At 55.6% G+C, this 15,494-nt stretch carries 12 protein-coding genes and 1 pseudogene; 7 read left to right on the top strand and 6 right to left on the bottom strand.

Features of this window, described 5'->3' with window-relative positions; all coding sequences use genetic code 11:
- Positions 1-4 precede the first annotated feature (4 nt).
- From HGO37_RS01765 to HGO37_RS01795, 7 genes are all read left to right on the top strand, one after another.
- A complete protein-coding gene (locus tag HGO37_RS01765) occupies positions 5-1,216 on the top strand; it encodes a pyrophosphate--fructose-6-phosphate 1-phosphotransferase (protein WP_192488499.1) in 1,212 nt (403 codons plus the stop codon).
- Positions 1,217-1,498: 282 nt separating this feature from the next.
- A complete protein-coding gene (locus HGO37_RS01770) occupies positions 1,499-2,134 on the top strand; it encodes a LysE family translocator (protein WP_250981887.1) in 636 nt (211 codons plus the stop codon).
- Between the two features lie 113 nt (positions 2,135-2,247).
- Entirely contained in the window at positions 2,248-3,297 is a 1,050-nt protein-coding gene (locus tag HGO37_RS01775) for a lytic transglycosylase domain-containing protein (RefSeq protein ID WP_250981888.1), read from the top strand.
- Positions 3,298-3,374: 77 nt separating this feature from the next.
- Positions 3,375-4,625 (top strand): BtaA family protein, encoded by a 1,251-nt coding sequence (locus HGO37_RS01780; RefSeq protein ID WP_250981889.1) that lies wholly within the window; start codon positions 3,375-3,377, stop codon positions 4,623-4,625.
- Entirely contained in the window at positions 4,622-5,305 is a 684-nt protein-coding gene (locus tag HGO37_RS01785; RefSeq protein WP_250981890.1) for a class I SAM-dependent methyltransferase, read from the top strand. Before HGO37_RS01780 ends, HGO37_RS01785 begins: the two co-directional genes overlap by 4 nt.
- 218 nt (positions 5,306-5,523) lie before the next feature.
- Positions 5,524-6,309 (top strand): glycoside hydrolase family 25 protein, encoded by a 786-nt coding sequence (locus HGO37_RS01790; protein ID WP_250981891.1) that lies wholly within the window; start codon positions 5,524-5,526, stop codon positions 6,307-6,309.
- Positions 6,310-6,454: 145 nt separating this feature from the next.
- Positions 6,455-7,675: a lytic murein transglycosylase gene (locus tag HGO37_RS01795; protein WP_250982386.1), complete on the top strand. Its 1,221-nt coding sequence runs from the start codon at positions 6,455-6,457 to the stop codon at positions 7,673-7,675.
- Between the two features lie 500 nt (positions 7,676-8,175).
- Here the strand turns inward: HGO37_RS01795 and metF are convergent, their stop codons facing one another.
- The 6 genes and pseudogenes from metF to ettA all read right to left on the bottom strand — a co-directional run bounded on the left by metF (position 8,176) and on the right by ettA (position 15,398).
- Positions 8,176-9,069 (bottom strand): methylenetetrahydrofolate reductase [NAD(P)H], encoded by an 894-nt coding sequence (gene metF, locus HGO37_RS01800; RefSeq protein WP_192488494.1) that lies wholly within the window; start codon positions 9,067-9,069, stop codon positions 8,176-8,178.
- A gap of 2 nt (positions 9,070-9,071) precedes the next feature.
- Positions 9,072-10,085 carry an ArsR/SmtB family transcription factor gene (locus HGO37_RS01805; RefSeq protein WP_192488493.1) on the bottom strand — a complete coding sequence of 338 codons (1,014 nt, stop codon included), beginning with the start codon at positions 10,083-10,085 and terminating at the stop codon, positions 9,072-9,074.
- A gap of 168 nt (positions 10,086-10,253) precedes the next feature.
- Positions 10,254-10,889 (bottom strand): type B chloramphenicol O-acetyltransferase, encoded by a 636-nt coding sequence (gene catB / locus HGO37_RS01810; RefSeq protein ID WP_250981892.1) that lies wholly within the window; start codon positions 10,887-10,889, stop codon positions 10,254-10,256.
- Positions 10,890-11,213: 324 nt separating this feature from the next.
- Positions 11,214-12,671 (bottom strand): annotated as a pseudogene (locus HGO37_RS01815) (methyl-accepting chemotaxis protein); the annotation flags it as partial.
- Entirely contained in the window at positions 12,578-13,510 is a 933-nt protein-coding gene (locus HGO37_RS01820; protein WP_502941363.1) for a nitrate- and nitrite sensing domain-containing protein, read from the bottom strand. The pseudogene HGO37_RS01815 and the gene HGO37_RS01820, both read right to left, overlap by 94 nt.
- Before the next feature lie 238 nt (positions 13,511-13,748).
- Positions 13,749-15,398, bottom strand: a complete 1,650-nt coding sequence (gene ettA / locus HGO37_RS01825; protein ID WP_250981894.1) for an energy-dependent translational throttle protein EttA — start codon at positions 15,396-15,398, stop codon at positions 13,749-13,751.
- Positions 15,399-15,494: the final 96 nt, after the last annotated feature.

Below are 15,494 nucleotides of genomic sequence, written 5' to 3' on the forward strand. Positions count from 1 at the left end.
CGTTATGGCCAAACAGAAAGTCGCAATGCTGACCGCCGGTGGACTTGCTCCCTGCCTCTCTTCCGCTGTTGGCGGCCTGATTGGCAGATACACGGACATCGCACCGGAGCTCGACATCGTGGCCTACCGCTCCGGTTATCAGGGCGTTCTTCTGGGTGACCGTATCGAAATCAACAAGGACATGCGCGAAAAGGCGCACCTGCTGCACCGTTATGGCGGCTCGCCAATCGGCAACAGCCGCGTCAAGCTGACCAATGCTGCCGACTGTGTGAAGCGCGGCCTCGTCAAGGAAGGCGAAAACCCGTTGCGCGTTGCAGCTGAGCGCCTGGCCAATGACGGCGTCACCATCCTCCACACCATTGGTGGAGATGACACCAACACCACCGCCGCCGATCTCGCAGCCTATCTTGGCGCCAATGGTTACAACCTCACTGTGGTTGGCCTTCCAAAGACGGTCGACAATGACGTCGTTCCAATCAAGCAGTCGCTTGGCGCATGGACGGCCGCCGAAGTCGGCGCAAACTTCTTTGACAATGTCAGCAATGAACAGAGTGCCGCACCTCGCACATTGGTGATCCATGAAGTCATGGGCCGCCACTGCGGTTGGCTGACGGCCGCAACCGCCCGTTCCTACATTCAGAAGACCAGCGCCAATGAATATGTCGACGGCTTCATGATGAACGCCGCGATGAAGAACATCGACGGCCTTTTCCTGCCGGAAATGGCGTTCGACCTGGAGGCAGAATCTGAGCGTCTGCGTGCCATCATGGACAAATCAGGTTATGTCACGCTGTTCGTGTCGGAAGGTGCCGGCCTCGATACCATCGTTGCCGAACGCGAAGCGGCTGGCGAAAGCGTCAAGCGCGACGCGTTTGGCCACGTCAAGATCGATACCATCAATGTCGGCGGCTGGTTCCAGAAGCAGTTCGCATCGCTGATCGGCGCGGAACGCTCGATGGTTCAGAAGTCTGGTTATTATGCCCGCTCCGCCCCGGCCAATCAGGATGACCTGCGCCTGATCCAGAGCATGGTCGATCTTGCTGTCGAAAGCGCGCTCAACAAGGTGTCCGGTGTCACCGGCCACGACGAGGAACAGGGTGGCAAGCTGCGCACCATCGAATTCCCGCGCATCAAGGGTGGAAAGCACTTCGATATCTCGGCAAAATGGTTCACCGACGTGATGGATCACATCGGCCAGAAGGCTGTGTCAGCATGACGCATAAGGGCGCAGTGCAACCTGCAGGTGCCCTAACCATTTGAATTTTTGCATCGTCATGTCAGGAAAATTTCTTTTTGATTGACGAGCCGATGCTTTTTCAGGGTAAATTCCCTTGCAAGACGTCAGGAGCATGGCATCATGCTTCTGATCTTGCTAAATTAAAGCATGGCACACAAAACTGTGTAGCGGTTTTGAGATAAGAACATGCGATAAGAAAGACTTAAGGCGCGACCGGCCTATCTGCTGATCCGTTGCGCTTTGGGAGGAAAGGGAGCCGAAATGATGAACGCCGAGCTATGGATCACATTTGCCGCAGCTTGCGCCATTTTGTTTTCACTTCCCTCGCCGCTTTCACACCGGGTAGCATCCTATCGTGCCATCAGAGGAAAAAAAACCATTTTCCCGGCCATTACAGGCGCATCGATTGGCATTGTAACCGCCATGACGGCCGCCGCGGTGCCAACGCTCGGCTTTGCCTATCTCTCCGCATCCCTGCTGGAAATCGTGCAATGGGCCGGCATCGGCTGGCTGTTGCTGTTCATGCTGTGGGTGTTTGCCAGCCCGGCTGTGCGGCTTGCCAAGGCCGACAATGACAACCTTCCTTTCAAGACAGCCAGCGGTGTTTTCACCGACTGTTATTGCCTTGCGCTGACACCACGTTTCATCGCTGTCTTTCTGGCCTTGTTGCCGCAGTTCGTGACAGCAGGTGCAGACAACATTACCTTGCTGGCAGAAATGCAGGCGCTGGCCCTTCTGATGTCGCTTGTTCTGGCCCTCGGACACGCTGTTTTTGCCGAAAAGAGCCTGTCACTTGCGCGGCAGATGAGCAACCAAAAACGCAAGCCTTATCAACGTCGTAGCTACTTCATCAGCGGTCGCGCCGTAACAGCAGGATACCGCCGCATTGCCGCCTGACGTTGCAGGCCTGCTTGCCGCCCGGTTCACAATAGGTTAATGGACGTCACATGTAGTGGCCTGCTTCGTTCGCGACGAGGGCGTCGAAAGACAGGCAAAACGAGAGCGGCAACATGACAAAACGCCTGAGTGCAAGCCGGAGAACGGCGCTCCTGATATCGACCACTTTTGGTATCGCAGCCACTTTGGCAGGTTGCACCAGCGTAGAAATTGCTTCCAAGCCGCAGCTTGAAACCACCCAGCCGACCTTGCAGGCGCAGGCAACGACAGCGCCTGCTGCAGATGGCACGGCACCGGCCGCCGCAACTGTAGTTGCAGGCACAGAAGTTGCTGCACAGGCCGCAGCAGCACCCGCGACAGCAAGCGTCGCCGTTGATGCTGCCGGCAAACTCGTTCTTCCACCAGCCGCAGAAATTGCTGCAGCTGCCGCCCAAGCGCCGACTGACGGCCAGGTAGAAGCACAAATGGTGGCGCAGGCAACCACTCCGGCAGCAGAGCAGGCAACAACCGCACAGGCCACACCTGCTGCAGCCGCAAATACTGTTGCCACAGCAGGCAACACGGCCACTTTCACACAGGTTGCCGCCGTAAAGGGTTCGTTCCCAAGCAAACAATCCGAATCTGCGGCCATGCGCATTTCCATGGCCATGCAGCCGTTTGACGATGGCAAGGCCGCCCAGGCCGCCATTTCCGCGCAGACAGCTGTTCCCTCTCAAAAACCGCAGGGCGTGATGATGGCGTATGCCTCCGCCCCGCAGAACTCGGCCATCGCTGCCATCAACACCCGCGAAGGCATGGAAACTTCTCCTGTCGGACGCGAAAAGCTCAGCACGCTGATTTCCAAATACTCGCAGATGTATGATGTGCCGGAAGATCTGGTGCACCGTGTCGTACAACGCGAAAGCCGTTACGTTCCGTCTGCCTTCAACCGTGGACATTACGGCCTCATGCAGATCAAACACGCCACCGCCCGTTCCATGGGCTTTGATGGCCCTGCGTCCGGTCTGTTCGATGCAGAGACCAACCTGAAATATGCCGTCAAATATCTGCGCGGCGCATGGCTGGTGGCTGACAACGACCGTGACAATGCCGTACGTCTTTATGCACGTGGTTACTACTACGATGCCAAGCGTAAGGGCATGTTGCACGTCCTGCGCAAATAGGCGCTATCCACAGCACGTCATCAAACTGTAGCGTATCAGAGATAAACGCCTCTAACCCAATGTAGAGGTGGAATCATATGACGAGCGCCACACACAAAACCAGCTTTCGTAACAATGGAAAGCTGAAGAATGCCCTCCTCCAGCACAAGACACTTTCCACGGACGGCTTTTCCGAGCGTCTGTTCGGCGTGCTGTTTTCCGGTCTGGTTTACCCGCAAATATGGGAAGATCCGGAAGTCGACATGGAAGCCATGGAATTGCGGGACGGGCACCGCATTGTCACCATCGGTTCCGGTGGCTGCAATGTACTGGCATATCTCTCGCGTAATCCTGAAAGCATTGATGTCGTCGATCTCAATCCGCATCACATCGCCCTCAACAAGCTTAAGCTGACCGCTTTCCACCACCTGCCCGGCCACGGAGATGTTGTTCGCCAGTTCGGCCAGTCCAACATCCGCAGCAACAGTGAAGGCTATGACCGCTTCATCGCCCCTCACCTCGACCATCAGACCCGCGCTTATTGGTCGAAGCGCACGATGACCGGCCGTCGCCGCATTTCGGTGTTCAATCGCAATATCTACCGCACCGGCCTGCTCGGCCGCTTTATCGGCGCAGGTCACGTCATTGCCCGCCTGCACGGCGTCAAATTGACCGAGATGACCCACGCCCGCACCATGGATGAGCAGCGCCGCTTCTTTGATGAGAAGGTAGCACCGCTGTTTGACAAGCCAATGATCCGCTGGCTCACCAAACGCAAAAGCTCGCTGTTTGGCCTTGGCATTCCGCCACGTCAGTATGACGAACTGGCAAGCCTCTCGGATGGCAACACCATTACCCCGGTTCTGCGTGCCCGCCTTGAAAAGCTGGCATGCGACTTCCCGTTGAAAGACAATTATTTCGCCTGGCAGGCATTTGCCCGCCGGTATCCAGAGCCGCATGAGGGCGATCTGCCAGCCTACCTGAAACCGGAATATTACGAAGCCATTCGTAACAACGCACTCAAGGTTTCGGTGCACCACGCGACCTTCACGGAGCTTTTGGCTGGCAAACAGGCCGCCAGCCTTGACCGCTATGTGCTATTGGATGCGCAGGACTGGATGAACGACACACAGCTCAACGACCTGTGGAGCCAGATGACCCGCACCGCCGCCCAGGGCGCACGCGTCATCTTCCGTACCGCTGCGGAAAAAAGCGTCATCGAAGGCCGCCTGTCGCCGGAAGTCCGCACCAATTGGGTCTATTTGGAAGAACGGTCGCACGAACTGAACCGCAAGGATCGTTCGGCAATTTACGGCGGCTTCCACATCTACGAAAAGACCTCGGCATGAGTGGTCAAAGCAAAGGGTTTCAGTCCCTTGATAGCAATGACCACGCCGGCCTGATGGATGATATGTACCGCTACCAGCGGTACATTTACGACCTGACTCGCAAATATTATCTGCTGGGGCGCGATGGCACCATTGCTGGCCTGAATATCCCAGCCGACGGCACCATGCTGGAAGTCGGTTGCGGCACAGGTCGCAATCTGCTGCTGACACGCAAGACATTTCCTGCCGCCCGTTTGTTCGGTCTGGATATTTCTGCACAAATGCTTGAAACAGCTGCCGCAAACTTCAGATCGGAATCGACAAAACCGGTTTTCAAAGTGGCCGATGCCACGGCCTTTGACGCTGCAGATTTCGGACAGGACGGCGGTTTCGACCGGATCATGATTTCCTATGCGCTGTCGATGATCCCCGACTGGCACGGCGCAATCGATGCGTCATTGTCAGCACTGGCACCGGCAGGCAGCCTGCATATCGTCGATTTCGGCCAGCAGGAAAAACTGCCCTTGCTGTTCAGGCGCCTGTTGCGGGGGTGGCTTACCCGCTTTCATGTCACGCCGAGAGCTGATCTGCGAGATGTTCTCGAGCAGCGCCTTGCACAGCATAACGCGACCTTGCGCTTTGAAACCATTGGCGGTGGCTACGCCTGGCGGGCGGTGATTACCAAAGTCCAGCAGGGATAAACGGCACAAACGCCCCCTAACATCCAGCATCATCCTCGGTTAACAAAACGGGGATGAGGACATCTCGCTGCAAAGCCTTGCTTAAATACCAAGCAAAACAGTGTTTTGCCCCTTGTCATAACCGGTTGTTTACCACGATATGCTGAATTAAGAATATCCGAACTGCTTCGAAACCGAGGTGGTGTGGGGGTAGATTTCCTTTTTTAGACGAGACAGACATGGGGCGACGGCTTTTACCGGTGGTTCTTTCCACATTGATGCTGGTCAGTGGCTGCACTTCCGCCAGCTATGACCTGCTGGAAACGGCATCCGTTGCCAAACCACGCTTTCAGGACACCGATCCGCAGGACTTTGGCGTCAACAATCCGCACCGCCATGATATCCATGGCATCGATGTGTCCAAGTGGAACGGCGATGTCGATTGGCAGCAAGTGCGCAAGTCAGGCGTCTCCTTCGTCTTTATCAAGGCCACCGAAGGTTCCGACCGCATCGACCCGAAATTCAATGACCACTGGCGCCTCGCCGCGAAAGCGGACATTCTGCATGCACCCTACCATTTCTACTATTTCTGCTCGACGGCGGATGCGCAGGCCGACTGGTTCATGCAGAACGTGCCGAAGGAAGCCGTAACCCTGCCGCCGGTTCTTGATGTCGAGTGGAACCCGTCTTCCCCGACCTGCAAGACACGCCCTGCCCCGATGGTCGTGCGTGCCGAGATGCAGCGTTTCCTCGACCGTCTCGAGAAACACTACGGCAAACGTCCGATCATCTACACCTCGGTGGACTTCCATCGTGACAATCTGGTTGGCCAGTTCAAGGACTACCATTTCTGGGTTCGCTCGGTGGCTGCTCATCCAGCCAAGATCTATGAGGATCGCCGCTGGGCGTTCTGGCAATATACCGCAACCGGCGTTGTGCCCGGCGTGACCGGACCGACGGATATCAACGTGTTCTCGGGCAGCGAAAAGAACTGGAAAAGCTGGGTTACAACCGCTAGCAAGTAATGCTGAAAGGCCTTCGTTAACGAAGCAGCCATCAAACCGGGTGTTCAGCCCGGTTTTGGGGTGTTTTTATACCAGGCCTCATGCTTTCGTCACAAAGCTTGTCGAAAGCAGGAAAACTTCATTACCAAGGAACCACACGATGTTCATGCCATCCGTCCGCAGCGCGGTTCTCGTCGCTGCCACCTGCCTTCTGACTTCCGGTACTGTTTTTGCGCAGGCGCAGACAACAACACAGGCACCCGCACAGGCCGCAGCTTGCGGCGGTGATCTTTCAGCCTTCCTGCAGGGTGTAAAAACAGACGCATTGGCAAAGGGCATCCCGGCTGACGCCATCGACAAGGCTCTGGCAGGCGCGGAGATTGACCAGAAGGTTCTGTCGAGAGACCGCGCCCAGGGCGTTTTCAAACAGACCTTCCTTGAGTTCTCGCAGCGCACCGTCAGCCAGGCTCGCCTTGATATTGGCCGCAAGAAGATCCAGCAGCTGTCCAGCACCTTCCAGCGCGCCGAGCAGGAATTTGGTGTTCCAGCTGGCGTCATCGCTGCCTTCTGGGCCATGGAAACCGATTTTGGTGCCGTTCAAGGTGATTTCAACACCCGCAACGCACTTGTGACCCTGTCGCATGACTGCCGCCGTCCGGAACTGTTCCGTCCGCAGCTGCTTGCCCTAATTGAGATGGTGCAGCATGGCGATCTCGACCCTGCCACCAACACCGGTGCATGGGCTGGCGAAATCGGCCAGGTCCAGATGCTACCTAAGGACATTATCGCCTTTGGTGTCGATGGTGACGGCGACAACCACATCAACGTCAAGACCAGCGCTGCCGACGCCATCCTGACTGCCGCGAAGTTCATCCAGAGCCTTGGCTTCCGCAAGGGCCAGCCATGGATTCAGGAAGTCAGTGTTCCAGAAAACCTGCCTTGGGAGAAATCCGGTCTCGGTGGTCCGTTGACGGCTGGCGAGTGGTTTGCGCTCGGCGTGACCCCGCGTGATGGCAACAAGAATTTCGCAAACCTGCCGGCCGCACTGGTGCTGCCACAGGGTCGCAAAGGCCCAACCTTCATCACCTACCCCAACTTCAATGTCTATCTGGAGTGGAACCAGTCCTTCATCTACACGACGTCTGCGGCCTATTTCGCCACACGTCTGATGGGCGCTCCTGTTTACAACAAGGGTAACCCCGATCAGGGCCTGGATGACGCGGCGATGCGCGAGCTGCAAACCAAGCTCGATAACATGACCCATGACGTTGGCAAGATCGACGGCATTCTCGGTTCAGGGACCCGTGTTGCCGTCCAGCGCGAGCAGAAGCGTCTTGGTATGGCAGCCGATGGTTGGCCTACCCGCGAGCTTCTCGACGCGCTTTAAGGCAAAACTGCCACATTTGGCACCAATTGAACCAAGCGGCCCCTGTTCGAATCTGGGGCCGCATTTACCATCCCGCTTAAGGATTATGTCCTAATCTCGACAAAACGACTGGGGATAAGCGGCCTGGATTTACTTTTTCTCAATAAAACAATTAATTTCTAATATTGAAATATTATTTGATTTTCAATGGATTGAGGAAATTCATTCCTAAAAACTGAACAATTGCACTGCGCTGCGGCATAAAATACGCTTTTCAAGCGACACAAAACGGTCATATTATCCTCCAGTCAACAGAAGGAGGCAGACCATGGGACTCACGAACTCTCTTAATGCCTTGGTAGTCGGTATGGCGTTTGTGTTCGTCGGAGCAATGCTTTTTATCTGACGAGGACTTCAAGGCTCGATCAAGCATCCAAAACAGTTGATGACTTAAAAAAATTTAAAAGCGCAGATTCGGGAGGATCTGCGCTTTTTCCGTATTTGTAAGAACTTAAGTCGGTTCAGGCTGCCGAGCGTCTTTCACGCGACAGGCCAAGATTTTCCAAAACAGCATTGACCAGTGGCGCACGGTTCATGGTGTAAAGGTGAAATTCGCTGAAGCCGCGTCGCTGCAAATCCTCGATCTGCTCAGCGGCCACGTCGGCGGCCACCTTGGCACGGTCTGTCGGGTTGTCATCCAGACCTTCAAAGCGAGTATCCAGGAATGAAGGTACGCTTGTGCCGCAACGGCCAGCAAAACGCTTAAGCTGCGTCAGGTTCTGGATCGGCATGATGCCCGGCACTACGGGAATGGTGATGCCAGCAGCCGTTACACGCTCCATGTAACGCTCATAGACGTCGTTATCGAAAAAGAACTGCGTCAGGGCACGCGTTGCGCCATTGTCGAACTTGCGCTTCAGCATGTCGATGTCAGCCGCTTCGTCGGTGCTCTCAGGGTGTTTTTCCGGATAGGCGGACACAGAGATTTCGAAATCGCTGATCTCGCGCAGCCCCTTCACCAGTTCCGATGCATTGGCATAACCGTCCGGGTGCGGCTTATATGCCGTGCCGATACCGGTTGACGGATCACCACGCAGCGCCACGAAATGGCGTACACCGGCAGCACGAAATTCGTCCACAACCTTATGCACGTCCTCCCGGCTGGCATCAACGCAGGTCAGATGCGCTGCCGTATGCAGCTTGGCATCGCCAATCATCCGTCGCACAGCCTCAAGCGTCGGTGCCTTGGTCGTGCCACCAGCGCCATAGGTCACCGACACGAAGTCCGGGTTCCAGCGCGAAAGCTCGGCCACGGTTTCCCACAATTGTTTGTCCATTTCCGGCGATTTCGGCGGAAAGAACTCAAAGGACAGATGAATATGGCCATTGGCGCGATTTTGTTCTGTCGTGGCCATTGTCATGCCCTCCCCGAGGCAACAAACGGAGTGGATGCTGCTGCCTCGTTTGCAATCAGCAAACGTTGGTCCTTTGCAATCCAGATTGTAACATCCAGTGACTGGCTGCCGGCTTTGCCGGAGCGCAGATCAACCGCCTTAAGAAGCTCGAGTTCAGACTTCTTCAGCCAGTCCTCAAGCGTTTGGTGAGAAAATCCGAGCCGCACATGGGCATGGTCTTCCCGCAGATAATCAAATGAATGCGGTGCCAGATCGATGATGACCAGACGGCCACCGGGACGCAACAAACGCGCAGCTTCGGCAATGGCCCGGTCAGGCTCATCCAGGAAATGCAAAACCTGATGGATAACGATCAGATCGAAATCCTGACCTTCAAGCGGCAGGTTGAAAATATCGCCGTGCCGGACGGACGCATTGCTAATGCCCGACTTGTCGAGATTGGACCGCGCCACGGCAAGCATGTCACGGCTGGCATCCACGCCAATCGCACGGCGGTAGACACCGCTGAGCAACTGCAGGATACGGCCGGTGCCCGTGCCAAGATCCAGCATCGAGTCGATCGGCGTCGTACCAATCAGGCCAAGAAGTTGCTCTTCGATCAATTCGTCGCTGACATGCAGCTTGCGCAATTCGTCCCAGGCGGCCGCGTTGCGGCTGAAATAATCCTGCGCGCGCTCAGAGCGGACCCGCTTCACATCGGCTAGACGCTCGCTATCACGCAGTAAAACGGCATCATCCTTGGCAGTTGCGTCCAGCAACTGACGAACCAGCGAAGCGGCGTTTCCATCCTGTTTCAGACGGAAATAAGCCCATGCACCTTCCTGATAACGGTCGATTAGATCTTCTTCCGTCAAAAGCTTCAGATGTCGGGACACACGTGGTTGGGATTGACCGAGAATTTCGGTAAGATCGGTGACAGTCAGATCGCCAGCCGACAACAAAGCCAGCAGACGCAACCGCGTCGGCTCACCTGCCGCCTTCAACAAATCCACAAGATTGTTCAATTCAAACTGCACAACACGCCTCGCCAAGACCCAATCAAGACATAAAGATATCTTTATGTGATTTGATAAGCGGTTGCAAGCGATAATCCCAAAACTGTTAACGCATTTTGTCAGGTCACGACAGGTCCCAGGGCGGCCGTTTGCGCGACGCTCCGGCCGCCCTGAGGTGAGCAATAAAGGTCAAACGACGTTGATTCCCGCCTGCCAATGCTCATAAAGCGTTTCGATGTCGCCACTGGTCAGCAAAGGCATCACCTGATGCAATTGTTCATCGGGCCAGTTCCACCACTGCATTTCCAGCAACATAGCAATCAGGCGTTCATCGAAACGTAGACGAATGTTACGGGCGGGATTGCCGCCGATAATTGCGTAAGGCTCAACATCACGGGTTACCAGCGCGCGTGTACCGATCACCGCACCATCCCCGACTTTGACACCCGGCATGATAACGGCCTCGGAACCGATCCACACATCATTGCCGATGACGGTATCACCGGCCGGTTTGTAACCGTTCCGCGCTCCTGCGAATGCCGGCACCTCCGACATCCAGTAGAATGGAAAGGTGCTGATCCAGTCGTTTCTGTGACCCTGATTACCAGCCATGATGAAGGAAGCACCTGATCCAATCGAGCAGAAGCTACCAATGATCAGCCTGTCGGCACCTTCATCCGGCAGAAGATACCGGGCACAATCATCGAAACTGTGACCGTGATAATAACCGGAATAATAGCTGTAGCGACCAACAACGATGTTGGGGTTGGTTATCTGCTTGTCGAGCGTAATGCCCCTGAAAGGGCTTTCAAAATAGTTCTGCATTGAAGTTCTCTCTGCATGTGTTTCGCCGCGGCGCACTTGCAGGCACGCGGCATCCTTGCGAAAGACCAGAGGTCTTGTCGCCACAGCTCCTCACGTCAGATGCGCGGGAGCATTATGCAGATGGTACACGGTGCAGATTTCATAGGACGCTTTTAGCCTGTTTCCCATCTGGAGGAAACCCGCTGCGCGGCACTCAAGACCAAGGCGGTAACCGAACGATAAAACAGAGTGCAATTTGATAGCGGCCGCAAAAGGCTTCCCCTTATGCGGCCGCTTGTATTGAAGTCAGGCTGGAGGTCAGCCCTCTGCCATTGGCCTATGAGATCAGAACTCGGTCCAATCCTCGGCAACGGCCGCATTGCCATGCGCAACCGCAGCAGAACGGCGAGCCGGCGCCTGTCTAGGAGCTGTCGACACAGGTGCTGCCACACGACGCATAACATCCGCCGCCGCCTGCAACTGCCCAACCTGCTGGCCAAGCTGGAACTGCGACAGCAGTGAGTTCAGATTGACGCTTTCTTGCGCAAGCGCTGCACCAGCCGCATTCATCTCCTCCACCATCGCCGCATTCTGCTGCGTCGACTGATCCATGTGATTGACGGCCGTATTGACCTGCGCCAGTCCAGCGGACTGTTCATGTGCTGCGGTCGCAATGGCTTCCATATGGACATTGATCGACTGAACCAGACCGGCAATTTCAGCCAGACCTGTACCGGTATCGTTGACGAGGCGCACACCTTCGCTAACGGCAATTTCAGAATTTCCGATCAGTGATTTGATTTCCTTGGCGGCATTGGCAGAACGCTGCGCCAGTTCACGCACCTCCTGTGCAACGACAGCAAAGCCTTTGCCTGCCTCACCCGCACGGGCGGCCTCGACACCGGCATTCAGGGCCAGCAGATTGGTCTGGAAGGCGATCTCATCGATAACACCGATGATCTGGCTGATCTGCTTGGAGGAGTTTTCAATCTTCTCCATGGCAGAAACGGCGTTGCGCACGACATTGCCGGAGTTATCGGCACGGTCACGGGCGTTACGCACCACATCACGCGCCTCGCCTGCCCGTCTGAATGTTGAAGTCACATTGGCGGTGATCTGTTCAAGCGCTGCGGCGGTTTCCTCAAGTGATGCGGCCTGCTGCTCGGTACGACGTGAGAGATCATCGGACGCAGACGAAACCTCCTTCGATCCACCAGTCACCGTGGAAACGGAATGGCCAACACTTGCCAGCGTCTCACGCAACTGACGAACCGAACTGTTGAAGTCCTGCCGCAATGCTTCAAACTGCGAGGACAGTGGTTCGTGCAACTCGCACAGCAGATCACCAGCGGCCAGACGTTTCATGCTGCTGGCAAAGGTGCTTGTGGCCTCAACCAGTCGCGCTTCTGCTTCCGCCTCCGCAACCCGTTGCATTTCCAGCCGCTCGCGCTCTGCACGGCCCCTTGCCTCTTCCTCTGCAGCTTCCAGTTCACGATTACGAATAGCAGCCTGACGGAACACCTCAACGGCCTGTTCCATGTCGCCTATTTCGTCCTTGCGGCCGGTGGCGACATCATTGTTGTCGATATCGCCATGCGCCAAGCGCCCCATGATCTGAACCATGCGTGCAATGGGCCGCACAACCGTCATCGCCATCAGGCCGGAAAACACCACCATGATGAGGCCGCCGATAAGGCAAAGCACGGCAATCACAACAAGATTGCTGAAAGCACCATCGGCATGCGCCTGCGCCAATGCCGCGATGCGGTGCAGATCCTCATTTTCGATCTGTTTGAGCGTTTCAATACGTTTGGTGGAAACAGCGAACCATTTGCCGCTGTCGAGATTGCCCAACTCGGCATTTTCGCCATTGGCAAGAATGAGCGTGCGGATCGCGACAACGTCTTCGCCTGATATTTGCTGCGCTGGTTTTCATCCAGAACCGACAGCGAAGAATTGAGGAGCGCGGTCTGACCGCCGGCCATGGCTGCAAACTCTGCGAAGCGGCTTGGGTCCACTCGTTTTGCTGTAATAAAGCCATTGCCAATTGCGCGTTCCTGACCGGCAATTTCCTTGGCCTGCATCAGTTGCACATAGCCAGACATCTGCTGGGCAATGCCGGCGTCTTGCGCAGTAGCGGCGATATTGCCGGAAAGACCGACAATCTTGCCAACGACGCCCGTGTAGAAACTGAACGATTGCGCACCGGTCGTTGACAGGCTGTCGACGGATCTACGTAGAACTGCAATTTCGCCAATACCGCTGCTGATTGATTGCTTGGGACCGGCCAGATCAAAATCAACCGCTTTCGCCAGTTCCTGCGACACCGTCTGAAACTCTCCGACCGCTGCATCGGTCTGCGAACGGGAGCTGGCAAGCTGGGACGCATTCTGATTGCCTTTGGAGGCGATAAACCCGGCAGTCAGGCCACGCTCCACCTGCAGGGCATGCACCATGTCACTCAGCTTTTTCAACTGTTCACTGGCGACCGTAATCTGCTGCATGTCATTATAGATAACCAAACGATCCGATATCTGGACGTAGGCAAGATAACCGGCAGCAAGCATGGGCAAGGTGACTGCGGTCCACAGCCGCTTGCTGATTGAAATATCGACCAATCTCATGAGACACTCCTGAAGCATGGCCTCATGCCATCTAAAATTGTGCCGATCATGCACTAGAAAAATCTACGGAAACCACCTTAAGAAAAACTGAAAGTAATAGTCAAAACAATGGCTTAAAATGACGATCATCAAGGTGCACACATATGTCGCAGGCACTAAATTTTTAGAAATCGGCAAGATTTTCCGCACAAAATAAAAGCCTCTGCACACATAGCGTGCAGAGGCTTCATGAAATTGTCCGTTATTTGGACAGGTCTTAGCGGGTCAGGCGCTTGTAGGCCTGGCTGCCCGGATTGAGGGCGTCAGGACCAAGGCGACGAACCTTGTCTTCTTCGTAGTCTTCGAAGTTGCCTTCGAACCATTCGACGTGGCCATCACCCTCAAAAGCGAGGATGTGTGTCGCCAGACGGTCAAGGAACATGCGATCGTGGCTGATGATGATGGCGCAGCCTGCGAAGGCTTCCAGCGCGCTTTCCAGCGCACCGAGTGTTTCCGTATCAAGGTCGTTGGTCGGTTCGTCGAGCAGCAGCACGTTGCCGCCAGCCTTCAGCATCTTTGCAAGGTGAACGCGGTTACGCTGACCACCCGAGAGATTGCCAACCTTCTGCTGCTGATCGCCGCCCTTGAAGTTGAACGCGCCGCAATAGGCTCTGGAGTTCATGTCGAACTTGCCAAGCTTGATCACTTCCGCACCGCCAGAAATTTCTTCCCAAACGGTCTTGTTGCCATCCAGCGCATCGCGGCTCTGGTCAACATAACCAAGGTGAACCGTCTCACCGACGCGGATCGAACCGGCGTCCGGCTTTTCCTGGCCGGTGATCATCTTGAACAGCGTCGACTTACCGGCACCGTTCGGGCCGATGATACCAACGATACCACCCGGTGGCAGCTTGATCGACAGGTCGTTGATCAGCGTGCGGCCTTCAAAGCCCTTGTTGAGGCCTTCCAGCTCGATAACGACCTGGCCAAGACGCTCGGAGACAGGAATGATGATCTGCGCGTCGCCTGGACGGATGTTTTCAGCGGCATCCACCAGCTGTTCGTAAGCCTTGATACGGGCCTTCGACTTGGCCTGACGGGCTTTCGGGCTGGATGCAATCCATTCCTGTTCGCGCGACAGTGCCTTCTGGCGGCCGGCTTCTTCGCGGGATTCCTGCTGCATGCGCTTTGCTTTGGCCTGCAGGTAGGCAGAGTAGTTGCCTTCGTAAGGAATGCCACGACCACGGTCGAGTTCAAGAATCCAGCCGGTGACGTTGTCCAGGAAGTAGCGATCGTGGGTGATCATCATAACGGCGCCCGGATAGTCACGCAGGTGCTTTTCGAGCCATGCAATGGTTTCGGCGTCAAGATGGTTGGTCGGTTCGTCGAGCAGCAGCAGGTCAGGCTGCGACAACAGCAGACGGCACAGCGCGATACGACGGCGCTCACCACCCGACAGCGTTTCAACATTGGCGTCCTTTGGCGGGCAGCGCAGTGCTTCCATCGCCATTTCGACCTGCTGTTCCAGATCCCACAGGTTCTGGCTGTCGATGATGTCCTGAAGCTTGGCACCCTCATCCGCAGTTTCATCGGAATAATTCATCATCAATTCGTTGTAACGATCGATAACGGCCTTCTTATCGGCAACGCCTTCCATGACGTTTTCAAAAGCGGTCTTGGCAGGATCAAGCTTTGGTTCCTGCTCTAGGTAACCAACGGTCGCGCCTTCGGCGAGCCAGGCTTCACCGGTAAATTCCTTGTCCTGACCGGCAATGATGCGCAGCACAGTAGATTTACCGGCACCGTTTGGACCGAGAATACCAATCTTGGCATCCGGGTAGAACGACAGGTTAACGTTTTCGAGGATCTTCTTCGCCCCGTAGGACTTGTTAAGACCAGACATATGATAAATGAACTGACGTGCCATTAAAGGAATGCTCCGCGCCATGAAATGAGGTTTGCCGCTATGTAGGCGAAATGACCGTGTGGGGCAATGTCGAAACGGGAATTATCCTACGTCGCA

The organism is Rhizobium sp. CG4 (genome assembly GCF_023701965.1).
In the GTDB taxonomy this organism is placed as follows: Bacteria; Pseudomonadota; Alphaproteobacteria; order Rhizobiales; family Rhizobiaceae; genus Agrobacterium.